Source organism: Amycolatopsis sp. lyj-108 (assembly GCF_046549005.1).
Lineage (GTDB): Bacteria > Actinomycetota > Actinomycetes > Mycobacteriales > Pseudonocardiaceae > Amycolatopsis.
On record NZ_JAJPWQ010000001.1, the window covers coordinates 1051613 to 1076718 of the forward strand.

Consider the following 25106-nt stretch of genomic DNA (forward strand, 5'->3'; position numbering starts at 1 on the left):
CTCCTAGATGTAAAGGGTGTTGGGCTCGAGCCCGCAGAGCACGCGGCCGTACAGCTCGGTGTTGGTGTTGGGGTGCATCAGCGCGTGGAGGTTGACCGCGGCGACGTCGCGGGCGATGCGCTGGATCGGGATGCCTTGGTACACCGACGAACCGCCGGAGGCACCGGCCAGGATGTCGATGCCTTCTTTGGCGAGGCGGACCACGGCGCCGAGGTCGGCCCGCGCGATCACGCGTTCCTCGAGTTTCCACGGCGTGCCGTCCGCGACCTTCCGGTCGACCAAAGTGGACAGACGATGCGCGTGGAACTCGGCCTCGTCGATCTTCAGCGCCGACTCGGCGACCTGGTGGTGCGTGATCGGGGCTTCGCGCTGTGAATCGTAGGCCGTGTAGGTGATCTTGCGGTCCGGCAGACGCTTGAGGAAGGTGTCCTGCGCGCCCTTCGCCATCCCCACCAGCGTCCCCACCGAGGACGCCGAGGCGACCGGAAGCAGCGGCGCCCGGTAGATCGAGGCCGAACCGGCGCCCTGACCTTCCAGCACCGCGGGCAGTGGGAGCACCCGCTCAGCCGGGATGAAGACGTCCTGCGCCACCGTCGACACGCTGCCGGTGCCGCGCAGGCCCGAGGTGTCCCAGTCGTCCACGATCAGCAGATCCGAGATCGGCACCAGCGCCATGATCGGGTACGGCTCGCCCTCCGGCGGCACGAGGATCGCGATGATCTCCTGCCACTGCGCGTGCAGTGCCCCGCTGATGAAACCCCATTTTCCGTTCACCACCACCCCGCCGTCGACCGGCGCGGCCATCGCGGTCGGGCTCAGCGTGCCGCAGACGCGGACGTCCGGGGTGGCGAACACCTCGTCCTGCACGGCCTCCGGGAACTGGCAGGCCATCCAGGTCGGGATCCAGTACACCGAGGCCACCCAGGAGGTGGAGCCGTCGGCGCGGCCGATCTCGGTGGCGACGTCGACCAGGGTCCGGGTGTCGGCTTCGTAGCCGCCGTAACGCTTGGGGCGGCGCAGTTTGAAGACGCCGGCGTCGGCCAGTGCCTCGATGGACTCCTCGTGCACCCGCCGGTTCTGTTCCTGCCAGTTCGAGTGCTTCTTCAGTGCGGGGGCGAGTTCGGCCACGCGGCGAACCAGTTCCTCCCGCGTCGGAACATCGGTGCTCGACACCTTGACCTCCTAGATCGTCGACTGTTTCAGCTTCGCAGCGGCCGGAAGGCGTCGCGTCTTCCTGCTTGCCGGTGCGTCAAGCTGCCGCACGTTCGGAGGTGCGGTCGAGGAAAGGCACCACGTTCTGGCCGTCGCGCCGGGCGAACCAGGTCGCCATCGGCGCCGCCATCGCGGTCGAGACCAGCGCCATGATCACCAGCATGGTGAACAGCGTCGGGGACAGCACGCCGAGGTCGAGCCCGATGTTGAGGACGACCAGTTCGGTCAGGCCGCGGCAGTTCATCAACGCGCCCACCTGCAGCGAGCGGTTCCAGTTCTCGCCGACCGCACGCGCGGCCAGCGCCGAGCCGCCGAACTTGCCGGCAACGGCCACCAGCAGGATCGCGCCGCACCAGAGCCACGCGCCGCCGCCGGAAAGCAGGCCGATGTCGGTGCGCAACCCGCTGTAGGCGAAGAACAGCGGCAGCATCAACGCCGTCGTCAGCCCGCCGGCCTTGTCGTGTAGCCAGGTCGCGATCGGATTGTCCCTGGGGAAGACGACGCCGAACACGAACGCGCCGAACATCGCGTGCACGCCGATCCACTCGGTCGCCATCGCGCACACCAGCACGCCGACCACCGAAAGCGGCGCGGCCTTCTGCAGGCTCGCCACCGGAACCCGCGTCACGAGCTTCCGCAGCAGCGGCCGGACGACCAGGCCGAGCAGTGCGACGAACGCCGCCGTCAGCAAGACCGTCAGTACCACTCCGAACAGCGAAGACGCGGTGGTCAGCGCGATCACCAGCGCCAGCAGGCTCCACGCGGTCACGTCGTCGACCACCGCGCAGGTCAGTGTCACCACGCCGATCTCGCTGCGGAAGAGCCCGATCTCGTGCAGGATCCGCACCAGCACCGGCAAAGCCGTGATGCTCATCGACACGCCGAAGAAGAGCGCGAACGGCAGGAATCCGCCGCCGGGCGGGGAGAACCGGGTGTAGGCGAGCATGGCGAGCCCGACGCCGAGCAGGAACGGCAGCGCGATGCTGACGTGGCTGACGACCAGCGCGAGCCGACCGCGCCCGCGGAGCAGCCGGGTGTTCAGTTCCAGCCCGGCGAGGAAGACGAAGAAGATCACGCCGAGTTGTGCCACGACGTTGAGTTGCGGCACCACCGACGGCGGGATCAGCACGGCCGCGCCCGAAGGCCACAGCGCGCCGAGCACCGAGGGGCCGAGCAGGACGCCCGCGGTGATCTCGCCGATCACCGCGGGCTGCCCGATCCGCTGGGCCAGCCAGCCTGCCACCTTGCAGGCGCCGACCACCACGGCGATCGCCAGCAGCAGTTGCGCCAGCGTCGGCCCGGAGGACGTCTTCGCCGTGGCGACGATGTCGCCGTCGTCGCCTTGGGTCAGCAGGATGATCGCGACCACGACGGGCACCACGACCAGTCCTATGTAGACACCCAGCGCCCGGTAGCCGGTGCGGGGTTTGATCTCCACCATTCAGGTCCCCGCTCAGGGTTCGGTGACGTTCGCGATCAGGTCGTCGAGACTGATCTTCAACAGCGGATGTTTGCCCGACAGTCCGGAGACCAGCGTGACGAAGTCGACGCTCGGCGCGTGGAGCTGCTCCGGGTCCACGACCTCCTGCGCGAGGTCGTAGTAGTACTCCTTGTACTTGGTCCGGTCGTAGAAGCGCTCGACGAAGTTACGGATCTCGTCGAAGAACGCACGGTAGTTCCCGGCGTACCGGTCGAGCGCCTTCTCCTCGATGGCCGGGTGTTCCAGGATCTGGTGGACCACTTTGGACAGTGAGCTGCCCGCCAGCGTCGCGAGCGCGACACCGGTGGAGAACAACGGGTCGACGAACGCGGCGGCGTCACCGACGAGCACCCAGCCGTCACCGTAGAAGGTTTCGTTGGTGTAGGACCAGTCCCGCGCCGTCCGGTACCCCGCGTGCTGACGGGCGTTGGCCAGCAGTCCCTTGAGCCGGGTGGTCTTGTCCCGCTCGCTCAGGAAGAGCTGTTCCAGCGACTGGTCGTCCGCGTTGGCGAGGTCCGACTTGGTCACGTAGCCGACACTCATCGTGCCCTTGTCGATCGGGATGCCCCAGAACCATCCGTCGGCGGTACCTTCGATGAGGATGTTGGTCCACTCGTCACCGGGCAGCCGGTCGCAATTGTCGTAGTAGGTCCAGACCGCGACGTTGCGGAGCTCGTTGTGCCAGGTGATGTCGCTGAACTTCCGGCCGATCACCCGGGACTGGCCGGACGCGTCGACCACCAGCGAGGCGCTGGCTTCGTAGTCACCCGCCGAACCGCGCAGGGTGAACCGGACACCGGTGACCCGGCCGGTGTCGGACTGGAGCACGTCCTTGACCGTCGTCTCCTCCACGACGTACGCGCCGAGTTCACGGGCGCGGTCGAGGATCAGCGTGTCCAGGTCGGCGCGGCGGGTGTGGTAGGCGTAGGTGCCCTCCGCGGCCTTCATGAACGAGAAGTTCCATGGCACGTCCCGGTTCCCCCACACCAGGCTGCCGCCGTACTTGCGTTCGAAGCCGCGGGCCTCCATACGCTCGAGCAGGTCGAGTTCCTGCAGCGGGCGCATCCCGACCGGGATCAGCGATTCGCCGATGTGGTAGCGGGGAAACCGTTCGCGCTCGAGGACCAGGACCGTACGCCCCTCCTTCGCGAGGAGAGCGGCGCAGGTCGCGCCCGCCGGGCCGCCACCGATGACGATGACGTCGAACCGCTCGGGCATACCGTGAAGCGTGGCTGACATGAGGACCCTTTCCCTAGGCCGGTGGAGGAGTGGCGGCGCTCACGCGCGCCGGATGCCGATCTGCGGCTCATAGCTCAGGTACAGCCCGTTGATCGCCTTTTCGGGCTTCTCCGGCGCCTGCTTGTGCTCGTGGACGCGGTTGAGGTTGTCCAGCGGGTTGTGCTTGCCGCTCTCCTCGCCGAGCAGGTGCCCCTGGATCCGGCGGTAGACGTCCTCGGTGTCCTCGAGATCGGCGATGCCGGTGACGAACCGGTCGAACGCGGCCTGCACGTCCATTCCCGCCCAGTCCTTTTCGGACAGTTGCTGCGCGCGGAAGAAGTGGTGCTCCTTGCCGCGGTAGCTCTCGTAGAAGGTGGACACCAGCACCAGCAGCCGCTCGTAGGCGCGGCGGTACACGACCTCGTAGAAGTCCCATGCCTCGGTTTCGCCGATCTCACCGCGGATGACACTGCTGATCGCGGCGGTGCCGATCAGCGCGCTGTAGGTGCCCAGGTGCACACCGGTCGACAGCAGGGGGTCGAGGAAGCAGGCGGCGTCGCCGGCGAGCAGGTACCCGGGGCCCTGGAACTGCTCGGCCGCGTACGAATAGTCCTGCTCCACCTTGACCTCGGTGACCTGCTCGGCCTCGACCAGTAGCTGCTGTATCGCCGGACAGTCGCCGATCGCCTTGTGGTACACCGGATCCACGCCGCCGAGTTCGTTGCGCGCGGCGTTGAAGGAGTCCCGGCCGGTGACCAGCCCGACGCTCATCGTGCCGTCGGGCAGCGGGATCCCCCAGAACCAGCCGTCGCCGACCGAGGCGACGGTGATCGCGCCACGCGGCCCGCGGTCGAGTTCCTTCGCGTCCTTCCAGTACGACCAGGCGGCGACGTTGCGGAACACGTTGTGGAACTTGCGGTTCTTCAGGTACTTGGTGGCCATCACGCCGCCGCGGCCGGAGGCGTCGACGAGGTAGTCGAACTCGATCCGGCCGGCGTTGGCCGGGTTCTTCGCCTCGGCCCAGTGCGCCGCGACCGGGCGGTCGCCGTCGAAGTCGAGTTTCTTCACCGCGATGCCCTCGTGGACCTCGACGCCGACCTCGCGCGCGTGGTCGAGCAGGATCTTGTCGAAGTCGGCGCGGATGACCTGCCACGCGCTGGTGCTGCCGTCACGGCCGTGCGGCCGGAAGCGCACCTCCCACTCTTCGGGTCCCCAGAAGTAGTAGGCGCCGCCCTTGGGCTGGAATCCGGCCGCGGCGATCTTGTCCCAGACGCCGAGGCGCTCGAGGATCGGGCGGCACGAGGGCAGCAGCGATTCGCCGATGTGGTAGCGCGGGAAATGTTCCCGCTCGAGAAGGGTGACTTCGAATCCCTCTTTGGCCAGAAGCCCGGCAGCGGTGGAACCCGCCGGTCCGCCGCCGATCACGAGGATCCGGGTCTTTGCGCGCATGACACCTCTCCAACTACGCCGACAGCCGGAATTACTTGATCGACGCTAACAACCGGGAATGGAGAGCCGCTCGAGAACACGTTGCCGCACAACGCTTTGGGGAACAGCAGTCGAAGAGACGCTCCCCGGCCGCGGGCGGACGACGATTCTTCACGTGTCGGACTCCGACGGCCCGGCCGACTACCCTATTGGAGGAATCCCGCGATGGGCGAATACCTTGGCGAACGCGCCGTCGTGCTCGGCGGCGGCATGGCCGGCCTGCTGACCGCCCGCGTACTTTCGGAACGCTACCGCTCCGTCGTGATCGTCGAGCGTGACACGATCGTCGGCGTCGCCGGGACCCGCCGCGGCGTACCGCAGGCGCATCACGCGCACGCGCTGCTCGCCCGCGGCCAGCAGATCCTCGAAGACCTCTTTCCCGGTCTGCAAGCGGAGCTGACCGACAACGGTATCCCCAGCGGCGACCTCTCCGGCAGCCTGCGCTGGTACTTCAACGGCAAACGCCTGCAGCAGAAGAACTCCGGGCTGCTCAGCGTGTCCGCGACCCGCCCGGAGCTCGAAGAGCACGTCCGGGCGCGCGTCGTCGCGCTGCGAGGCGTGGAGGTCCGCGAGCGCACGGTGATCCAGTCGCTGATCGCCACCGACGACCACTCGCGGGTCCTCGGTGTGCGGGTGACCGGCGACGACGCCGAACCCGAGACGATCCTCGCCGACCTGCTCGTCGACGCCACCGGCCGCGGCAGCCGTTCCTCGGTGTGGCTGGAGGAACTCGGCTACGAGCGGCCCGCCGAGGAGAAGATCAAGATCGATCTCGCCTACACCTCGCGGCTGTTCGAGCTGGACACCGACCCGTTCGGCGACGACCTGGCGATCAACCCGGTCGCCTCGCCAGCGAACCCGCGCGGCGCCTTCTTCGTGAACCTGCCGGGGAACGTCGCCCTGCTGTCGCAGACCGGCCTGCTCGGCGACCACCCGCCGCGTGACGCCGAGGGTTTCCTCCAGTTCGCCAAGACGCTGGACGCGCCTGAGATCCACCAGGCCGTGCGCACCGCGAAGCCGATCAGCGAGATCACCAGCTTCAAGGTGCCCGCCAGCGTCCGCCGCCGGTTCGACAAGCTGCGCCGCTTCCCCGAAGGCATGTTGGTGATCGGGGACGGCGTCTGCGCGTTCAACCCGGTGTACGGCCAGGGCATGACGGTCGCGGCCATGGAGGCTGCCCAGCTCGCCACGCATCTCGACGCCGGTGGCGTGCGGCCGCTGCGGTTCTTCAAGGAGATCAGTCCGATCATCGACGTGCCATGGGACATCTCGGCGGGCGGCGACCTCGCGTTCCCCGGGGTCGAGGGCCCGCGTCCGCTGAAGGTCAAGATGGGCAACGCGTACATGGCGAAGCTGCACTCCGCGGCGACCGTCGACGGCCGGTTCACCGAGGCGTTCTTCCGGGCCGCGGGCCTGGTCGACCCGCCGACCGCGCTGATGCGGCCGAGCCTGGTGGCCGGCGTGCTGCGCACCGCGCGGCGCGTCAAGACGGCCGGACCTCTCGCCCCCACCGCCACGATCGGCCAGGCTCCGCCCGCGTCCGGCGACCTCGCGGCCTGAGCACCAAGGAGCCATGGTCATGAACGAACCCGTCGGCAAACGCGCGGTGGTGATCGGCGGCAGTGTCGCCGGCACCCTGGCGGCGAGAGTGCTTTCCGAGTTCTACCGCGAGGTCGTGGTCGTGGACCGCGACGAGGTGCTCGGCGTGGACAAACCGCGGCGCGGGACCCCGCACACCTGGCACGCGCACGGGCTGCACGCGCGCGGCTACTTCATCCTCGAGGAACTGTTCCCGAACCTGCTCGACGACCTGCGGGACTCCGGCGTCCCGGTCGGCGATCTCGCGCGGATGAAGTGGTACTTCAACGGGAAGCAGGTCATGCCGGCCGACAGCGGGCTGCCGTCGATCACGGCGTTGCGCCCGGTACTGGAGCACCATCTGCGGCTGCGCACGGCGGCACTGCCGAACGTCACCTATCGCGAACGCACCGACGTCCACGGCCTGCTCGCCACGCGCGAGGGCAAGCGGATCATCGGGGTCCGCGTGCAGGCGAGGGACGGCTCGCCGGAGGAACGCCTCGGCGCGGACCTGGTCGTCGATGCCTCCGGACGAGGTACGCGCACGCCGGTCTGGCTGGAGGAACTGGGCTTCGAACGGCCGGCCGAGGAGCGCGTGAAGGTCGGGCTGGCCTACACCACCCGCATGTTCCGCAAGCGGCCGGAGATGTTCGGCGGCTGGCAGTCGATCAACCCGGTCGCCTCGCCAACGCATCCGCGGGGCGCGTTCTTCGGGCAGGTCAACGAAGACGAGTGCATCCTTTCGCTGACCGGCATTCTCGGCGACCATCCGCCGACCGACGCACGCGGCTATCTCGACTACGTGAAGTCGTTGCCTGCCAAGGAGATCTACGAAGCGGTGAAGGACGCGCAACCGCTGATCGAGCCGGTGACGTTCAAGTTCCCGGCGAGCCTGCGGCGGCGGTACGAACGGCTCAAGCGGTTCCCGGAGCGGCTGTTCGTGCTCGGTGACGCGTTCTGCAGCTTCAACCCGGTGTACGGCCAGGGCATGACGGTCGCGTCGATGGAGGCGATCGCGCTGCGCGAACACCTCCGCCGCCGGTCCGAACCGGACTCGCGGCGATTCCTGCGCGAGATCGGCAAGGTCGTCAACGACCCGTGGGACATTTCGACCAGCGGTGACCTGGACTTCCCCGGCGTGGAGGGAAAGCGAACGCTCAAGGTCAGGATGGGCAACGCGTACATGGCGAAGGTCCAGTACGCGGCGACGATCGATCCGGAGATCACGGCGGCGTTCATGCGGGTGGCCGGGCTGGTCGACGCGCCGACCGCGCTGATGAAGCCGGGCATCGTGCGCAAGGTGCTGCGGGCCAACCGGCGGCGTCCGATGGCGGGGGCGACCGTGACGGAACTGCCCCGCCCGGGCAGCGAGTCGCGCGCGGCGTGACCCTGCCCTAGCGCGAACCGGCGATCTCGCGTGACTGGATGGACGACACGTGATCGGGCGGACGACTCCAATGTCGTCCGTCTGATCACGCGTGTCGTCCGCTCGGTCACGCGAGATCGCCGGTTCGGTACGGGTGGCCGTGAATGTTTTTCCTCCTCCGCAACAATCGAGATGCGTCTTTCGGCCCATTCGGCCGATCATTGATGTGTCGATGACCATTTCCCTGGCGGTGGGAGAGAAATTCATGAGCAGGTTCAAGAAGGTCATGATCGCGCTGGCCGCGGTCGCGGCGGTGGTACTGCTGGGGGGCGCGGCGGCGGGAACCTCCGCGAATACGAGCTGGAGACATTCCGACGCGGCGCTCGCACGTTCGCTGCAGGGCGGATTCGAAAGCTCTCACGCCGACGTCAACGGCGTCCGGCTGCATTATGTCGCCGGTGGTTCCGGCAGTCCGGTGGTCCTGCTGCCGGGCTGGCCGCAGACGTGGTGGGCGTTCCACAAGGTGATGCCGGCGCTGGCCGCGAACCACCGCGTGATCGCCGTCGACCTCCGTGGGATGGGCGGATCGTCGAAGCCGCAGGCGGGCTACGACAAGGAGACGATGGCCGCCGACATCCACGCGCTGGTCGCCAAGCTCGGGTACGCCAAGGCGGATATCGTCGGCCACGACATCGGCGCGATGGTCGCGCACAGCTACGGGATCAAATACCCGCAGGCGGTCGGGAAACTGGCGCTGATGGACGTGGTCGCGCCCGACAAGAGCCTCTATCAGCTGCCGTTGCTGCCCAGCGGGCCCGGCCAGTTCTCGCCGTGGTGGTGGACGTTCAACCAGCTGCAGGGCCTGCCGGAGCAGCTCGTCTCCGGTCGCTCGCGGTACCTGGTGGACGCGATGATCGACCAGCTTTCGGTGGCGCCGTCGGCGGTGAGCGACTTCGACCGGAACGTCTACGCGCGGGCCTACCACACGCGTGAGGCCGTCCGGGCCGGGAATGGCTGGTACCGGACGCTCAACCAGGACATCGCGGCCGGATCGTCGTACGGGAAGCTGACCATGCCGGTGCTCGGTCTCGCGGGTGAGTTCAATTACCAGTACTTCACCCAGGTGATGCCCGCCAAGGCGGCCGATCCGCAGGTGGTCAAGATCGCCGGGGCCGGGCATTACCTTTCCGAGGAACAACCCGCTCAGGTCATCGGCGCGCTGAAGAATTTCCTTGGCTGAATCCTTTGGAGGCAGTATTGAAGGCGTCCAGGCGAACTCGCCGATGGGATTCTGCGAAAAGGAAAAGTCCTGGAATTCCCAGCCTATCGGGCAAAGGTGGCTAAAATGAAGGTTGGTGTTACCGGTGGCACCGGGTTCATCGGGCAGTACGTCTGCGAGGAACTCGCCGCGAGAGGACACACGCCGGTCGTGTTCGACCATCGTGGCGAGGGGGACGGCGGGCCGTGGGAGGTCATGCTGGGCGACATCCGTGACGCGACGGCACTGACCGAACTCGCCGCGCATTGCGACGGGATCATCCACCTGGCCGCCGTACTGGGCACCCAGGAGACGATCACCAATCCGCGCCCCGCGGTGGAGACCAACGTCATGGGCGGCCTGAACTTCCTCGAGGCCGTCGCCCAGTACGACCTGCCCGGCGTGTACATCTGCGTCGGCAACCACTGGATGAACAACAGTTACTCCATTTCGAAGACCACGGTCGAGCGGTTCGTCCGCATGTTCAACGCCGACCGCGGCACCCGCGTGAACTGCGTCCGCGCGGTCAACGCCTACGGCCCGCGCCAGAAGGCCGCGCCGCCGTTCGCCGCGGGCAAGGTCCGCAAGATCACCCCGGCGCTGGTCTGCCGGGCGCTGTCCGGCATCCCGGTGGAGCTCTACGGCGGTGGACGGCAGATCTCGGACATGGTGTGGGTCGGCGACGTCGCCCGCACCCTGGTGTCCTCTTTGGAGGTCGCCGCCGAGGGGCGGGTGCTGGAGAACACGGTCGAGATCGGGCCCGCCGACTCGGTGACGATCCGCGAGGTCGCGGAACTCGTCATCGGCTTGTGCGAGCAGCGCGGCTACCCGCGGGTCGGCATCACCGACCTGCCCATGCGCCCGGGCGAGACGCCGAACACCCCGGTCACGGCCGACGTTTCGACGCTGCTTTCCGTCGGCATCCAGCCGGAATCGCTGGTCACGCTGGAGGAGGGCATGACGAAGACGGTGGACTGGTACCTCGAGCACCGCGGCACCGCCTGGGACGTCCCCCCGGCCGGCCTCCGCGCGGCTTAGGTCCGCTCGCGGTCCGTGAGGGCCTCCTTCCCTACCTTGAGAGTAGGGAAGGAGGCCCTCGCTACGTCGTCGGCCTGGTGCGAGCCGCGACCCGGCGGCAGAACCCACCGGCGGCCCCCGCCGCACCACCGACCAAGTACATGAAGGCCCCCTTCCTTGCGCCAGGCGCGAGGAAGGGGGCCTTCATGTACCGCTAAGGCTTGTGGGCCTTCAGGATCAGCGAGACACCCCGCCGCGAGCGCGTCGGGAGGTACCGCTCAGCCGTGACGATCGCGGTCAGGGCGCGGTTGACCAGCCAGGGCGTGTGCTCGTTGAGTTCGTTCCCGCGGGCCGAACGCCGCCGCAGCGCCACCACCGGCCGGAGCAGGACGTTCCAGCTCCACAGCTCGTCGACGACGAAGCCGGCGTCCTCGATGACCTTCCGCAGCGAAGCCCGGTCGTAGCGGCGCACGTGGTGCACCGCTACGTCGTGCGCCGACCACAGGTCCATTCCGGACGGGACGCTGATCAGCGCGGAGCCGCCGGGTCGTAGCACCCGGAACAGTTCCGCCGCGGCCTGGTCGTCTTCCTGGATGTGCTCGAGGATTTCGAACGCCACCACCAGATCGAACGACGAAGACGGCAGGGGCAGGTCACGGGCGTCGGCGTGGATCGCGTCGAGACCGCGTGAGCGCGCGATTTCGACGGCGTTCTCGTCGTAGTCCGTGGCGACGACGTCCCAGCCGCGCGAGCGCAGCACCCGCGTGTTGCCGCCGCCCGCCGCGCCGATGTCGAGCGCGCGGCCGGGCGGGCCGAGCCGGTTCAGCTCGTCGGCGAGCAGGTGCCGCTTTTCCCGGAACCACCAGTGGCGGTCCTCCATCTCGGTGATACGCGTGACGTCCGCCGTCTTCACCGGCGCTCCTTCCGGTGCTGGGCGAAGACCCAGCGGTCGAGGGCCACGAACCGCAGCAGCGTCATCAGCCCGTAGGCGACGATGAGCACGAGCAGTTCGACGACCGGCCCGGAGCCCGGGGCGATCAGGTGCAGCCCGGTCACGGCCGCCGTGGTCAGCAGATACGTGGTGGCGAACAGGATCGCGGCGCGGGTGTGCAACCCGAGCCGGTGCCCGCCGCCGCGGTTGAACGTCCAGCGCCGGTTCGCCTCGGTGTTGGCCACCCCGACGAGCACGAGCGCGACCAGGTTCGCCCCCGCCGGCGTCAACGGCACGCGCAAGGGGAGATACAGGAGCGTGTAGAGCACTGTCGAGATGACACCGATGACCGCGAACCCCAGAAATTTCGCCAAGGTCGCGGCCCGGGGTTCGGCGAGCACGGCGTCGGGATGGGTGGCGCGCAACTGCGGGATCTCCGGCACGTTCACCCGTCCTTTCCCGGCGGCGATCGCCCGGCCCACGCGGACCAGGCCCTTCAGGTTCCCCATCGCGGTCTGCGTGACCTTGACCCGCGAATCGACGTCCTCGACCCAGTCCAGCGGCACCTCGTGCACCCGCAGGCCGTTGTGCTCGGCCAGCATCAGCATTTCGGTGTCGAAGAACCAGTGGTCGTCCTCGACCGCTTCCAGCAGCCCGGCCACGGCGTCGCGCCGGGCAGCCTTGAAGCCGGCGGACGTGTCGGTGCTGCGCAGCCCGAACACATGCCGCGTGATCGCGTTGTAGGTCCGGGAGACGATCTCGCGTTTGAGGCTGCGGCGGATCCGCGAGCCGCGGCCGAGCCGGGTCCCGATGGTGATCTCGCAGTGCCCGCTGACCAGTGGCGCGATCAGGGGGAGCAGGCTCTCCAGCCCGGTCGACAGGTCGACGTCCATGTAGGCGACGATGTCGGCGGTGCTGGCTCCCCACGTCGCCTTGATCGCCGCGCCCCGGCCGCGGACCGGCACCCGCCGCGCGGAGATACGCGGGTTCCGTTCGGCCAGTTCGGTGGCGATCTCCCAAGTCCGGTCGGTGCTGCCGTTGTCGGCGATGGTGATCGACCAGGGAAACGGGAAGCCGTCGCCGAGGAACGCGCTCAGCGTGGTGATGCAGCCGTGCAGGGCACGTTCCTCGTTGAGCACCGGGATGACGATCTCGACGGTCGCCGTCGTGCGGCTGCCCGGGGCGAGGCGGGGTGCCGCGGTGAGTTCAGCCGTCATCGGACATCACGCTCCCGGTTTGCAGTCGAACAGGGCGGAGGTGAAGCCCATCCACGGGTTCGCGGTGTAGGCGGGCGGCGGGACCCGGGTGCAGTTGCGCACCACCCAGTCCTTGCGGGCGAGCGCGGTCGGGCTGTCATAGGCGAATCCGCCGAACAGCACGAACCGCACCTGTCCACTTTGGACGGCTTCCGCGAGACCGGCGGCGGTCGGCATCGGCATGGTGCCGACGAAGCCGCCCATCGGCATCACGGACAGGCCGGCCCGGATGTAGGGCGAGGCGCCGGTGCCGCCGAAGGTCGCCAGGTCGAAACGCTCGCCGCGGTCGTTGGCCTTGAGGAAACCGAGGAGCTTCTGATCGGCGTCCGACGGCATCATCTGGAACATGATCGGCGGGGGCAACGGCATGGGCTGTCCGCCTGCCGCGCCGGGCTTCGGGCCGCCCGCCATGAACTTCGTCAGGTCGATGCCGGTGGAGAGCGCGTTCGGATTCGGCCCCGCGAGCGGGTTGAAGTTCTGGAACATCGCCGTACGCGGATCCGTCGGCGGCTGGAAGGCGGGCGCCGCCCAAGCGACCGGCCCGGCCAGCAGCGCTACCCCGGCCACAGCCCCGGTCACGACGGCGAACTTTCCCGTGCGGCGCAGGAGGACCAGCGCCGCGGCGAGGACGGCCGCGACCGCGACGACAGGCCGCAACCACGGCACGTAGTCGCCGGAACGGCTCATCAGCACGAACGCCCAGGCGCCGGTGGCGAGCAGCCCGACCGGCAACACCCACGGGTGATGGCGGGTCGTCCAGGCGAAGTGCAGGCCCACGCCGGCGATCGCGGCGATGGCCGGTGCCAGGAGGCTCGTGTAGTACGGGTGGATGCTCTGCGAGAAGCTGAGCGCGCCGGCGAAGAGGACGAGCCAGCCGCCCCACAGCAGCCAGCCCGCGCGCTGCTTGTCGGTGCGCGGAGCGCGGCCCGCGGCGACCAGGCCGACGACGAGCAGCAGCAGCGCCAGCGGCAGCAGCCACGAGATCTGGCCGCCGATCAGGTCGTTGAACAGCCGGAACACACCGGTGTCGCCGCCCTGGTCGACCGGCGTGACCTTGCCGTCGGGCAGGACGGGCAGTTCGGCCGAGTTCCCCGCCTTCGCGGCGTCCGTGCGGTCGAAGAGGTTGTAGGACCAGACCATCTGCCACACCGAGTTCGAGGTACTGCCGTCCATGTACGGGCGGGAACCCGCGGGCGTGAACGACACGATGAGCATCCAGATCGACGACACCGCGGCGGTGACCGCGCCGGCGCCGAGCAGGTGCAGCACCCGGCGTCCCGCCGAGGTCGGCGCGGCGACGAGGTAGACGATGCCGAGCACCGGCAGGATGGCCAGCGCCATGGCGAGCTTGACGTGGAAGCCGACGCCGACGAGCACGGCGGTCAGCAGCAGCCAGCGCGGCGACGCCTTCTCCAGCGCCCGCCAGAAGGCGTAGGTCGCGACGAGCAGCGTCAGGATCAGCGTCGAGTCGGGCAGGTTGACCCGGGTGGCCGCGACCGTGATCGGCGTCGCGGCGAGCAGGACGGCGGCCAGTGCCGCCGGCGCGTGCCCGGCCCAGCGGCGCACGAGCACGAACAGGACGTACACCGAGACACCGCCCGCGATGACGCCGGGCAACAGCAGCGCCCACGTCTCGTAGCCGAAGACACGGACGGAAAGCGCCTGCAACCAGAGCGCGCCGGGTGCCTTGTCGACACTCATGAACCCGGCGGGATCGTAAGCGCCGTAAAGGAAGTTGTGCCAGTTCTGCGACATGCTCCGTACCGCGGCCGCGTAGGCGTAGTGTGCGGCGTTCCCGCCGATACCCCACCCGTAGGCGACGCCGGCGACGAGCGCGCTCAGGACGGCGATGCGTTTGGCCGCCAGTGCGGACAACCCCGTCTTGGTCTTCTTCTTCGGCGTCCGCGCGGGCGGGGCAGCGCCCCGCGGCGGGGTGCTCGTGACCGGGGTGCCTAGGTCTTGGGACACGTTCTACTCCCTTCCCAGGAATAGGAGATGACGCGGCTCACGGACGTGAGATACGCACCGCGAATTCGTGATCGTCTCCGAAAGTGTCGCACCGCGGTTTCTGCCGCGTCTTATCCCAGTCTGCTGGTTTGGCGCTTTCAGCGAAGCCGGACGGGAAGCGCTTCGAGGCCGTGCATCACCATGCTGACACGCCAGCGGAGACTTTCCACGGGAACTGCCTGGCGCAGCTTCGGGAACCGCGTGAGCAGGGCGGCGAGCGCGATTCCGCCTTCGAGCCTGGCCATCGGCGCGCCGAGACAGTGGTGGATGCCGTGTCCGAAGGCGAGCTGCGGATTGTCCGCGCGGTCGAGCTCCAATGTGTCCGCGCCGGGGAATCGGGCGGGGTCGCGGTTCGCCGCCAGCAAAGACACGATGACCAGCGACCGTGCCGGGATCGTCACGCCGCCGAGTTCGACTTCCTCGGTGGAGTAACGCATCGCCGCGTGCACCGGGCTTTCGTAGCGCAGGAACTCCTCGACCGCGGCGGGCATCCCGTCCGGATTCGCGCGCAACGCGGCGAGCTGCGCCGGGTTCTCGAGCAGGGCGAGGGTGGCGTTGCCGATGAGGTGCACGGTGGTCTCGTGCCCGGCGATGAGCAGGAGGAAGACCATCGACGTCAGCTCGTGCTCGGTCAGCCGGTCTTCGCCGTCGTGCACCGTGACGAGCGCCGAAAGCAGGTCCGTGCCAGGGTTCTCGCGCTTCTCGGCGAGAAGTTTCCTGACATAGCGCAGCATTTCGGCGGCCGCCGCGTCGAGTTCGCCGACGGGGAGCGCGCTGGCGGTGAGGATCTCGGTCCAGCCGTGGAAGGCGCCGGCCTCGTCCTCGGGCACGCCGAGCATCTCGGTGAGGACGCGGATCGGCAGCGGCAGCGCGAGCGCCTTGATCAGGTCGACCTCGTCGAAGTCCGCTACGGCGTCGAGAAGTTCCGCTGTGATGGCCTCGATCCTGGGGCGCAGCTGGGCGATCCGGCGCACGGTGAACGCGGCGGACACCAGCTTTCTGAGGCGGGTGTGATCCGGCGGATCGAGGTTCAGCATATGCGTGTTCATGCCGAGCCGGACGTCCTCGGACAGCCCGCGCCGGTCGCCGACGACGCCGGTGCGGCCGCTCAGCCCCGGATGCGCGAGGGCCTGACGGACTTCGGCGTAGCCGCTGACCAGCCAGCCGCTGGTGCCAGAGGAGAGCGTGATCCTCCGGACCGGGCCGGTTTCGCGCAACGCGGTATAGGCGGCGTGCCTTTCTGGCGCGCCACCGAACAGGAAATCGGAGCTGGAAGAGGTCACAGAGGTCACTGAATCAGGTTCCCGTGCGCGCACTCGCGCCTTCTTCTCCTGGCTTGCCCGCAGCATATGAATTACGCATGAAGCGCGCGAGTTTATTGCACCCTTTTTCTTTCGGCCTACTCGAAAACTGCTCGAAGAAATCGTTGACGATCTAGGTCCGATGATCGTAACGTTGTTACCAGGACGCCGGGGGGTAACGGAACCCGCGCCTGGTGAAGTCGGAAAATCCCTGTCAATGAATCGGAGTGATTACTGTGTCCGCAAAGCTTGTCGCCAAGTTCGCCGGTTCCGCCATCGCCGCTCTCGGCCTCCTGGCCGTCGTCGCCCCTGGTGCCTCCGCCGCGGCGGCCGTCACGGTCACGCCGTCGTCGGGGCTCTCGGACGGTGCGGTGGTCCAGGTGGTCGGAACCGGCCTCACGCCGGGCGGTACCTATCGCGTCGGCGAATGCGCCCAGGACGCGGCGGGGCAGTTCCCCTGCAGCCCTTCGCAGCAGTCGCTGGTCGCTGACGCGGCCGGGAAGATCTCGGCCTCGGTCACCGTGCAGAAGAACTTCACCGGCGTGCTGCCCGACGGCAGCAGCTACGGTGCGGTGGACTGCAAGGCCATCACCTGCGTCGTCGGCCTCGGTGACGCCGCCGGCAACGGTGGCGGCGTGGTCATCAGCTTCAGCTGACGCTCGCGGCCGGAACAAAACGGCGATGGAGGAATTGGGACGTCGCGTGTCCCAATTCCTCCACCGTCGAGTAAGAGGATAAGCGCCCGAAGGCCTCAATGCACGTCGTGAAGGCCCCCTTCCCCGCGTCAGACGCCAGGAAGGGGGCCTTCACGTACTGCCCCGCGATGCTGTTGGTGATTCCAGCCGGATCTCGCGTGTTTCTCTTGAGGGGTACGGGTAAGGCAAAGGTGGCAGGTTGCGAAAGCGAAGAGGGGGCCTTCGTTACCGCCGCTGAACCCCATGGTCGAGGTGCGTCGCGAAAGCCACTTTCGCGACGCCTGATGTCCCGAAAGTGGCTTTCGCGACACGGTCGCCCCACGGCTGCGAGCGAATCCCCGCGTCCCGGCACCTTCGCGTTACCCCTCAATAACCGGTGCGGACCGGGCCGCGGTGAGTTACGTCTCCAATCACGCGAGTTACGTCTCCAATCACGCGAATCGCGCTAAAGCCCACCCGAGACCACAAGCTCAGAGCGTCTCCGCGAGCAGACCGCGTTTCCGCAGCAGCGGCATGACGCCTTCGCCGAACGTGTAGGCCTCTTCGAGGTGCGGCTGAGCGGAAAGGATCAGGTGGTCGAGGCCGAGGGCGTGGTACTCCTCGATCCGTTCGGCCACTTCTTCGTGGCTGCCCACCAAGGCCGTGCCGACGCCGGGGCGCACGAGGCCGTAGCCCGCCCACACGTTGGGGTGGATCTCCAGCGAGTCGGTGCTGCCGGAGTGCAACGCCGCCATCCGCCGCTGGCCCTCGGATTCGGTGGCGGCGAACCGTTCCTGCGCCTGCCGGATCCGGGCCGGGTCCATGCCGGCGAGCAGCTGGTCGGCCACCTTCCACGCTTCGGCCGAGGTGTCCCGGCTGATCACGTGGAATCGCGTGCCGAAACGCAACGAGCGGCCCAAGGCCTCCGCTCGCGCACGTGACCGTTCGAGGTGTGAGGCCATCGCCGCGGGCGTTTCGCCCCACATCAGCAGCACGTCCGCCTGCGCGGCCGCGACTTCCAGTGCGGCCGACGAAGAGCCGCCGAGGAACAGCGTGGGCCGCACCGCGTGCGGGCGGGCGACCATGCCGGCCTTCAACGTGTAATGCGTGCCGGTGAAGTCGAATCGCGAACCCGGCCAAGCCTGGCGGAAGACGTCCATGAACTCGCCGGTGCGCGCGTACCGCTGGTCGTGGTCGAGCCAGTCGCCGTAACGGCGCTGCTCGTCGGGGTCGCCGCCGGTCACGATGTTCAGCAGCAGCCGCGAGTCGGAGACGCGCTGGAACGTCGCCGCGGTCTGCGCGGCCAGCAGCGGCGAGACGAAGCCGGGCCGCATCGCGATCATGAACTTCACTGACCGGGTCACGCCCACCAGTGCCGACGCCACGACCCACGGGTCCTCGCAGAACAACCCGAACGGCGTGAGCATCCCGGTGAACCCGAAGCGGTCGGCGGCGAGCGCGACCTGGGTCAGGTATTCGATGTCCGGTTCGCGCCGGGCACCGGGTGCCGCGACACCGTCTGCGGTCTTGGCGACTTCCCGCCCGTCGCCGTGTGACGGCAGGAACCAGTGCAGTTGCAGGCTCATGAGTGCTCCCCGAACAGTGAGTGCGCGATCGCTTCCAACGGTCCCGAGGCGAGTTCCGCCTCCAGCCACAACGCGCGCCGGAACCAGCGGTGCAGCGGGAATTCCCAGGTGACGCCCATCCCGCCGCAGACCTGGATCGCCGTCTCGCAGACGGTGATCGCCGCGCGGCTCGCGGCGTGCGCGGCGCACGCGACGGCTTCCGCCGTGGCGGCTCCAGCGGCGCGATAGGCCAGTGAACGCGCGAGCTCGACCTCGGCGTAGCCATCGGCGAGCTGCTGGCTCACCGCCTGGAAGGAACCGATGGGCCGGTCGAACTGGGTCCGCGCCTTCGCGTGCTCGACGGCGATCGCCAGCGCCCGGTCCGCGACGCCGATGGCCTCGCCCGCGAGCAGGGTCGTCGCCCGGCCGCGGATCGCGGTGAGCAGTGACGCGGCGGCAGTCGGCCCGATCAGCAGCCGTCCCTCGGCGCCGGCCAGCGCGATGTCCGACGTCGCCCGGAGCGGGTCGACGCCGTCGCGTGCGGACAGCGAAGCGGCAGCCGGGGCGACACCGAACAACGCCACCCCAGCAGGCGTACGGGCGGCGACCAGGATCTCCGTGGCGACGTCGGCGTGCAGGACGGCCTGAACCGCGCCATCCAGGCGCCAGCCGTCGTCGCGACGTGCCGCGCGACAGGTGTCGCTGCCGTCCGCCAACGTCGCGGGGCCGGGCGGTTCGACGCCCGCGGCCCGGTACACCGGCAGGGCGAGCCCGGCCGTGGCGAACCAGGGCACCGGGTGCAGCGCGCGACCGCCCTCTTCGGCCAGCAGGACGAACTCCGCCAGGCCGAGATCCGCGTCCAGCCAGCCCTGCCGGACCAGTTCGGGCCACGCGGCGAGGTCCTGCTCGCCGTCGTCGGCGAGCGCCGCGATCCGATCGAGGCCGTACGTGTCCTCGAGGTAGGTGCGGGCGGCGGCCTTGAGTCCGGTCTGGTCCTCGGTCAGCGCGAAGTCCATCGATGCTCCCTCACTGCCTTGGTGAACCCGCGTCCGCGATCGACGTCGGCAGGGCGCCCTGCCACCGCGATAGCGGGGCTTTCGGCCGGGCGGGTTCACGCGTTCGGTCACTTCTCTCGTCCATCTTCAGCTCCGCCAACCGGTGCTAACGTGATTTCGGCAGGCCGAGGACCCGCTCCGCGACGATGCCGCGCAGGATTTCCGACGTTCCGCCCTCGATGCTGTTGGCCCGGCTGCGCAACCGCTGGTGCTGCCAGTAGCCGCCCCAGAAGGCGTCGGTCCCGTCCGCCGCCGCGCCCGCGCCGAGGAGTCGCAGAGCGAGGGCGCTCACCCGCTGGTTCGCCTGCGACCAGCGCAGTTTCAGGATCGAGCTCTCCGGTCCCGGTTCGCCGGTCCGTTCCATCGCGGCCAGCGCGCGGTACCCGGTGAACCGCAGACCCTGCAGATCGACGTAGAGCTCGGCGATCTCGGCGCGGACGCGCGGGTCGGTGTCGCCTCCGCACGCCTTGGCGGTCTTGACCAGCCTGTCGAGCTGGACGGCCAGCCGCGCGGTGAGCGTGATGCCGAACGTGCCGCGTTCGTGCGCGAGGGTGGTCAGCGCGACGCGCCAGCCCTGCCCCGGTTCGCCGAGCACACAGTCGTCGGGAATTTCGACACCGCTCAAGAGAATCTGATTGAAATCGGTGTCACCGGACAATTGCCGCAGCGGTCGCACTTCGACACCGGGTGCGCGCATGTCGAGCAGGAAACAGGTCAGCCCGCGGTGTTTGGCCGCGTCCGGGTCCGTGCGGGCGAGCAGCAGGCAATGGTCGGCCAAATGGGCGTAGGAAGACCACACCTTTTCACCGTCGACGACGTAGCCGCCGTCGACGCGGCGGGCACGGGTGCGCACCGATGCGAGGTCCGAGCCGGCGTCCGGTTCGGAGAAGCCCTGGCAGAAGATCGTTTCCCCGGAAAGGATGCGGGGAAGATGGGCGGCCTTCTGCGCGTCCGTTCCATAGTGGACGATCGCGGGGCCGACCATGCCGAGCCCGATCACCCCGGCGTGGTCCGGTGCCTCGGCCAGCGCGCTCTCTTCGGCGTAGATCGCTTGGTACGCGGGGGAAAGCCCTCGCCCACCGTGTTCGGCAGGCCAGGTCAGCCCCGCGTATCCGGCCGCGTGCAGCGCCTTGCTCCAGGCGCGCACTTCGTCGGCGGACCAAGTACGAGGCGCGCTCGGCGTGCTTTCGGGTAACTGCTCGGCCAGCCAGGCTTTGAGGCCAGCCCGGAACGCCGCCTGATCTTCGCTGTCGTCCAGCCGCATGTACGCACCATAACCAGCGTCGATGATCGTGAGGGGCCACGCGAACGATTCCCGCAACTACGGAGAACCGCTGGTCGGCTCCGCAATCCGTGAGACGTTCGCCCGCCGATGGCCGCACCACGATGGGGAAGCCGGGCACCCCGTCCGGTGGAGAGGCAGGTACCCGCCCGTGGCCGCGCTGAACGACCGGACCCCGGTCATCGTCTCCGCCGTCCGCACCCCGCTCGGCAAACGCGGTGGGGTGCTCGCCGAGCTGAAGGCCGTCGAGCTGATGCGGCACGTCCAGCTGGAGGTCATCGCCCGCGCCGGTATCGAACCCGGCGACGTCGACCAGATCATCGGCGGCTGCGTGACCCAGTCCGGCGAGCAGAGCCTCAATGTCACCCGCAACGCCTGGCTCAACTCCGGTCACGACCCGGCCGTCGGATGCTCCACAGTGGACGTCTCTTGTGGATCGGCGCAGCAGGCGAATCACCTGATCTCCGCGTTGATCGCCGCGGACGCGATCGACACCGGGATCGCCTGCGGCGTCGAGTCGATGAGCAGGGTGCCGATCGGCACGAATCTCTACCAGGGGCCCGGGCACTACAAGACGCGGGATTATCCGTGGGACGACCCGCCGAAGGCCCAGTTCGGCGGCGCTGAGCGGATCGCCGCGCGCGAAGGCATCGGGCGCGCGGACGCCGACGACTACGGTCTTCTCTCCCAGCAGCGCGCGGCGCGTGCGTGGCAGGAGGGCCGGTTCGACCGTGAAGTCTCCCCGGTCGGCACGGTCACCCGCGACGAGGGCATCCGCGAAACCACCCGCGAGGGGCTCGCCGCGTTGCGGCCGAACATCGAGGGCGCGGTGCACACCGCCGGTTCGACGTCGCAGATCTCCGACGGGGCCGCCGCCATTCTCTGGATGTCGTACGGGAAGGCCCGCGCGCTCGGCCTGAAACCGCGTGCGCGGCTGGTCGGCCAGGTCGTCACCGGCGCCGATCCCTACTACCTGCTCGACGGTCCCGTGGTCGCCACCGAACGGGTGCTGCGCCGCACCGGCCGTCGGCTGTCCGATGTGGACATCTGTGAGGTGAACGAGGCCTTCGCCGGGGTGGTGCTGAACTGGGCCAAGGCGCACGGCGCGGACATCGACCGCGTCAACGTCAACGGCGGTGCCATCGCGCTCGGCCACCCGCTGGGCGCGACCGGGACCCGGCTGCTCGTGACGGCACTGCACGAACTCGAGCGCACCGACACCTCGACCGCGCTGATCACCATGTGCTGTGGCGGTTCGCTCGGCACGGCCTCACTGCTGGAAAGGCTTTGACCATGCGCGAAGAGGAGTTCTTCCGCCGGGCGCGGGCAGGTTCGGCCGGCCCGCTGGAGGGTGTGCGCGTCCTGGACGTGACCAAGGTCTGGTCCGGTCCGCTCGCCACCTGCGTGATGGCGGACATGGGGGCCGACGTGGTCCGGATCGAGCTCGCCGACGGCCACGACGGCGAGGTGCCGCCGAACATCCCTGGCACCGGGCTGTCGTGGTTCCGGGAAACCGTGCACCGCAACAAACGCAGTGCCGGGCTGGACCTGCGGGTCGACACCGACCGCACGCGCTTCCTGGAACTGGTGGCGCACGCGGACATCGTGGTCGAGAACTACAAACCCGGCACGCTGGACGGCTGGGGCGCCGGGTACGAGGCCTGCCGGGCGGCACGCGAGGACGTCGTGTTCGTGTCGGTTTCCGGCTTCGGGCAGTACGGCCCGAAGTCGCATCTGCCCGCCTACGACCCCGCGATCCAGGCCGCGGCGGGGTGGATGTCACTCAATGGCCTGCCCGAGGGGCCGCCGGTGCGTGCTCCGACGTTCCTCGCCGACGAGCTGGCCGGCCTCCACGCGGCGATCGGCGCGCTCGCCGCGCTGGCACACCGGAACCGGACCGGCGAAGGACAGCACGTCGATGTGTCCATGGTGGACTGTCTGCTCGCCAGCAGCAGCGGCCTGCCGACCCTCGCCGCGACGGGCGCTCCGCCGCCGAGGGTGGGCAACGAGACCGATTTCGTCGTTCCCGCCAATGTCTACGCATGCGCGGACGGCCATTTGTATCTCGCCGTCGCGATCAACCGGCATTGGCGCGCGCTCGCCGAGATCATCGGCAGACCGGAACTCGGCCTCGCGGACGGATTCCGCACGGCCGCCGAACGGATGACCAACCGCGACGCGATCAACACGATGATCTCCGGCTGGTGCGCGGGACGTCCGCTCGCCGAAGCACTCGACGTGCTGAACGGCCGCGGGCTCGTCGCCGCGCCGGTGCGCACGCTCACCGAAGCCGTCGCCGACGAGCACGTCCAAGCGCGGGCGATGCTCCAGGAAACGGTGCTGAGCAATGGCACCAGCGCGCCGATCGTCGGGCCGGCGGTGAAATTCTCCCGTACTCCGACGAAGGTCCGCCACGGTGCGCCGCGGCCGGGCGCGGACACCGCCGAAGTACTCGCGGAGCTCGCGGCAAACGATGAGAAGAATAGTTTGCGCCGCGCTTCTTAAAATGGAAACAAATTGTGCTGGAAAACGAGGAGGCGTCGTGGCGGAGCACCACCGGGCCCTGATCACCGGGGCTTCACGAGGGATCGGCCGGGCCGTGGCGCTGCGGCTGGCCCAGGAGGGCTACGCCGTCGCGGGTTGTTTTTCGAAAGCGAGCGCCGCGTCGGAGGAAACCGAAGAGGACATCGCCGCCGTCGGGGTGCCCTCGTATTTCGCGGAATGCGACGTCGCCGATTCCGAAGCGGTCGAGCGATTCGTCAAGGACGCCGAGGAGAAGCTCGGCCCGATCGATCTGCTGATCAACAACGCCGGGATCACCAAGGACAGCCCGCTGGTACTCGCCAGCGCCGAGGACTGGCACGCGGTACTGGCCACGAACCTCACCGGCACCTGGAACTTCTGCCGCACCATGGCCTTCCGGTTCATGAAGAACCGCGGCGGCGTCGTGGTCAACATGTCGTCGGTCGCCGGCGTCTACGGTCACGCGGGCCAGACCGCCTACTCCGCCAGCAAGGCCGGGATCATCGGCTTCAGCAAGTCGCTGGCCAAGGAGGTCGCCGGGCACGGTGTCCGGGTCAACGTCGTCGCCCCCGGTTTCATCGAGACCGACATGACCGGTTCCCTCGGCGAAAAGCAGCGTGCCAAGGCGCTCACGCAGATTCCGGCCAAACGCTTCGGCACCGGCGAAGACGTCGCCGAACTGGTCGCGTTCCTGGTCTCCGACCGCGCCTCCTACATCACCGGACAGGTACTGCAGATCGACGGGGGGATCACGCTGTGACCGGGATTCCCGCCTACGCCGCACCGTTGCGGGCGGTCGACACGCTGGACGTCCGGCAGCACGGGGACGATCTGGAGCTGGTCGCCCGGATCACCGTGGACGGCAAGGAACCCAACCTGCGCGGGCATTTCCCGGGCCAGGCCGTGTACCCCGGCGTCTTCGTCATCGAGACGCTGGAGCAGGCGATGCGGGAGGCCGCGAACGCCCGGTTGCGCACCGTCCGCTCGGTCCGGTTCCTGGCGCCGCTGCTCGACGGCGACCTCATGGTGCTCACGGCCACCGCGAAGCGCACCCCGGACGGCTGGGACGTCACCGGCAGGGCCGTGCTCGGCGAAACCACGACGGCCAAGGTCCGCGCCACCTTCGAGGAGGACGCGGAATGACCGAGCACCACGACATCCGGATCCTGCTCCCGCAGCGGTATCCGCTGCTGCTGGTGGACCGGGTGCTGGACCTGGTCCCCGGCGAGTCGATCGTCACGATCAAGGCGGTCACCGGCACCGAGCCGTGCTACGCGGGGATTCCCGACGGAGCACCGGCGAGCCGGTACGACTACCCGAAGTCGCTGATGATCGAGTCCTTCGGGCAGAGCGCCGCGCTCCTCTGGCTCGACGGCCGCGCGCCGGTCGAGGACGACGACTCGACGTTGATGTTCATCGGTGCCCGTGACTACCACTTCACGGCCGCCGCCCGCCCTGGTGACGTGCTGCGCCACGAGGTCCGCCTGGAATCGGTACTGGCCGACACGGCCTTCGCCACCGGCCGGACCTGGGCCGGTGATCGCCTGATCGCCACCGTCACCACCTTGACCGCGACGCGGCGCCCTGTGCGGCCCGCGGCGTGAGAACCGCACGCGGACAACGAAACCGGAGGATCGTCATGACGCAGACCGACACCCAGCTCGAGGAGCTCCGCGAGCTGGTCGCCGAGGTGCTCGAGCTCGAGCCCGAGGAACTTGAGGACAACGGGGACTTCATCGACGACTACGAGGCCGATTCCCTGCGTGCCATCGAGATCCTCGCCAGGATCGACAAGCAGTACAAGATCGAGATCCCGCAGGCCGAACTGCCGGAGCTGCGCACGCTCAAGGCGGTCAACGACGCCCTGATCCGGCACTCCGTCAAGAAGGGATGAA

General features: G+C 68.8%; 22 protein-coding genes. 11 read left to right on the forward strand and 11 right to left on the reverse strand.

Translation table 11 applies throughout. The features are described 5' to 3' along the window. Nucleotides 1-3 precede the first annotated feature (3 nt). From ACLJO0_RS05155 to ACLJO0_RS05170, 4 genes are all read right to left on the reverse strand, one after another. Nucleotides 4-1173 carry an acyl-CoA dehydrogenase family protein gene (locus ACLJO0_RS05155; RefSeq protein WP_410576769.1) on the reverse strand — a complete coding sequence of 390 codons (1170 nt, stop codon included), beginning with the start codon at nt 1171-1173 and terminating at the stop codon, nt 4-6. A gap of 76 nt (nt 1174-1249) precedes the next feature. Next, nucleotides 1250-2653: a cation:proton antiporter gene (locus ACLJO0_RS05160; protein ID WP_410576770.1), complete on the reverse strand. Its 1404-nt coding sequence runs from the start codon at nt 2651-2653 to the stop codon at nt 1250-1252. Between the two features lie 12 nt (nt 2654-2665). After that, complete coding sequence (locus ACLJO0_RS05165) at nt 2666-3931, reverse strand: NAD(P)/FAD-dependent oxidoreductase (protein ID WP_125792107.1); 1266 nt, start codon at nt 3929-3931, stop codon at nt 2666-2668. Nucleotides 3932-3970: 39 nt separating this feature from the next. Next, complete coding sequence (locus ACLJO0_RS05170; protein WP_410576771.1) at nt 3971-5359, reverse strand: NAD(P)/FAD-dependent oxidoreductase; 1389 nt, start codon at nt 5357-5359, stop codon at nt 3971-3973. Between the two features lie 204 nt (nt 5360-5563). On the opposite strand from ACLJO0_RS05170, the gene ACLJO0_RS05175 reads away from it, so the two are divergent. The 4 genes from ACLJO0_RS05175 to ACLJO0_RS05190 all read left to right on the forward strand — a co-directional run bounded on the left by ACLJO0_RS05175 (nt 5564) and on the right by ACLJO0_RS05190 (nt 10638). Further along, complete coding sequence (locus ACLJO0_RS05175; RefSeq protein WP_410576772.1) at nt 5564-6958, forward strand: NAD(P)/FAD-dependent oxidoreductase; 1395 nt, start codon at nt 5564-5566, stop codon at nt 6956-6958. A 19-nt stretch (nt 6959-6977) separates the two neighbouring features. After that, nucleotides 6978-8363 carry an FAD-dependent oxidoreductase gene (locus tag ACLJO0_RS05180; RefSeq protein WP_410576773.1) on the forward strand — a complete coding sequence of 462 codons (1386 nt, stop codon included), beginning with the start codon at nt 6978-6980 and terminating at the stop codon, nt 8361-8363. A gap of 244 nt (nt 8364-8607) precedes the next feature. Continuing rightward, nucleotides 8608-9582, forward strand: a complete 975-nt coding sequence (locus ACLJO0_RS05185) for an alpha/beta fold hydrolase (protein ID WP_410576774.1) — start codon at nt 8608-8610, stop codon at nt 9580-9582. A gap of 105 nt (nt 9583-9687) precedes the next feature. Next, nucleotides 9688-10638, forward strand: coding sequence for an NAD-dependent epimerase/dehydratase family protein (locus tag ACLJO0_RS05190; protein WP_125792112.1), 951 nt, complete (start codon nt 9688-9690; stop codon nt 10636-10638). Between the two features lie 193 nt (nt 10639-10831). Here ACLJO0_RS05190 and ACLJO0_RS05195 read toward each other — a convergent pair whose 3' ends face one another. The 4 genes from ACLJO0_RS05195 to ACLJO0_RS05210 form a co-directional block, all read right to left on the reverse strand. Continuing rightward, a complete protein-coding gene (locus ACLJO0_RS05195; RefSeq protein ID WP_410576775.1) occupies nt 10832-11530 on the reverse strand; it encodes a class I SAM-dependent methyltransferase in 699 nt (232 codons plus the stop codon). Further along, a complete protein-coding gene (locus ACLJO0_RS05200) occupies nt 11527-12765 on the reverse strand; it encodes a glycosyltransferase (protein WP_410576776.1) in 1239 nt (412 codons plus the stop codon). The genes ACLJO0_RS05195 and ACLJO0_RS05200 overlap by 4 nt, the downstream gene beginning before the upstream one ends. 6 nt (nt 12766-12771) lie before the next feature. Then, complete coding sequence (locus tag ACLJO0_RS05205; RefSeq protein ID WP_410576777.1) at nt 12772-14772, reverse strand: ArnT family glycosyltransferase; 2001 nt, start codon at nt 14770-14772, stop codon at nt 12772-12774. 137 nt (nt 14773-14909) lie between these two features. Further along, on the reverse strand, nt 14910-16094 hold the full coding sequence (locus ACLJO0_RS05210) for a cytochrome P450 family protein (RefSeq protein WP_410576778.1): 1185 nt from the start codon (nt 16092-16094) through the stop codon (nt 14910-14912). 254 nt (nt 16095-16348) lie between these two features. Between ACLJO0_RS05210 and ACLJO0_RS05215 the strand changes: the two genes are divergently transcribed. Beyond that, nucleotides 16349-16768, forward strand: coding sequence for an enediyne antibiotic chromoprotein (locus tag ACLJO0_RS05215; RefSeq protein ID WP_125792117.1), 420 nt, complete (start codon nt 16349-16351; stop codon nt 16766-16768). A 509-nt stretch (nt 16769-17277) separates the two neighbouring features. Here the strand turns inward: ACLJO0_RS05215 and ACLJO0_RS05220 are convergent. The 3 genes from ACLJO0_RS05220 to ACLJO0_RS05230 form a co-directional block, all read right to left on the reverse strand. Beyond that, nucleotides 17278-18372, reverse strand: coding sequence for an LLM class flavin-dependent oxidoreductase (locus tag ACLJO0_RS05220; RefSeq protein WP_410576779.1), 1095 nt, complete (start codon nt 18370-18372; stop codon nt 17278-17280). Continuing rightward, nucleotides 18369-19367 carry an acyl-CoA dehydrogenase family protein gene (locus tag ACLJO0_RS05225; RefSeq protein ID WP_410576780.1) on the reverse strand — a complete coding sequence of 333 codons (999 nt, stop codon included), beginning with the start codon at nt 19365-19367 and terminating at the stop codon, nt 18369-18371. Before ACLJO0_RS05225 ends, ACLJO0_RS05220 begins: the two co-directional genes overlap by 4 nt. 145 nt (nt 19368-19512) lie before the next feature. Then, entirely contained in the window at nt 19513-20670 is a 1158-nt protein-coding gene (locus tag ACLJO0_RS05230) for an acyl-CoA dehydrogenase family protein (protein ID WP_410576781.1), read from the reverse strand. Nucleotides 20671-20839: 169 nt separating this feature from the next. Between ACLJO0_RS05230 and ACLJO0_RS05235 the strand changes: the two genes are divergently transcribed. Genes ACLJO0_RS05235 through ACLJO0_RS05260 form a run of 6 tightly spaced genes read left to right on the forward strand, consistent with a single transcriptional unit; the run spans nt 20840 to nt 25105 of the window. Next, a complete protein-coding gene (locus ACLJO0_RS05235; protein WP_410576976.1) occupies nt 20840-21979 on the forward strand; it encodes a steroid 3-ketoacyl-CoA thiolase in 1140 nt (379 codons plus the stop codon). Between the two features lie 2 nt (nt 21980-21981). Further along, nucleotides 21982-23193 carry a CaiB/BaiF CoA transferase family protein gene (locus tag ACLJO0_RS05240; RefSeq protein WP_410576782.1) on the forward strand — a complete coding sequence of 404 codons (1212 nt, stop codon included), beginning with the start codon at nt 21982-21984 and terminating at the stop codon, nt 23191-23193. Nucleotides 23194-23230: 37 nt separating this feature from the next. After that, on the forward strand, nt 23231-23971 hold the full coding sequence (fabG, locus tag ACLJO0_RS05245; protein WP_410576783.1) for a 3-oxoacyl-[acyl-carrier-protein] reductase: 741 nt from the start codon (nt 23231-23233) through the stop codon (nt 23969-23971). Then, nucleotides 23968-24354, forward strand: coding sequence for a 3-hydroxyacyl-ACP dehydratase (locus ACLJO0_RS05250; protein ID WP_410576784.1), 387 nt, complete (start codon nt 23968-23970; stop codon nt 24352-24354). Before fabG ends, ACLJO0_RS05250 begins: the two co-directional genes overlap by 4 nt. Beyond that, complete coding sequence (locus tag ACLJO0_RS05255; RefSeq protein WP_125792125.1) at nt 24351-24815, forward strand: 3-hydroxyacyl-ACP dehydratase FabZ family protein; 465 nt, start codon at nt 24351-24353, stop codon at nt 24813-24815. The genes ACLJO0_RS05250 and ACLJO0_RS05255 overlap by 4 nt, the downstream gene beginning before the upstream one ends. 35 nt (nt 24816-24850) lie before the next feature. Then, nucleotides 24851-25105 (forward strand): acyl carrier protein, encoded by a 255-nt coding sequence (locus ACLJO0_RS05260; protein WP_005155526.1) that lies wholly within the window; start codon nt 24851-24853, stop codon nt 25103-25105. Nucleotide 25106 lies beyond the last annotated feature (1 nt).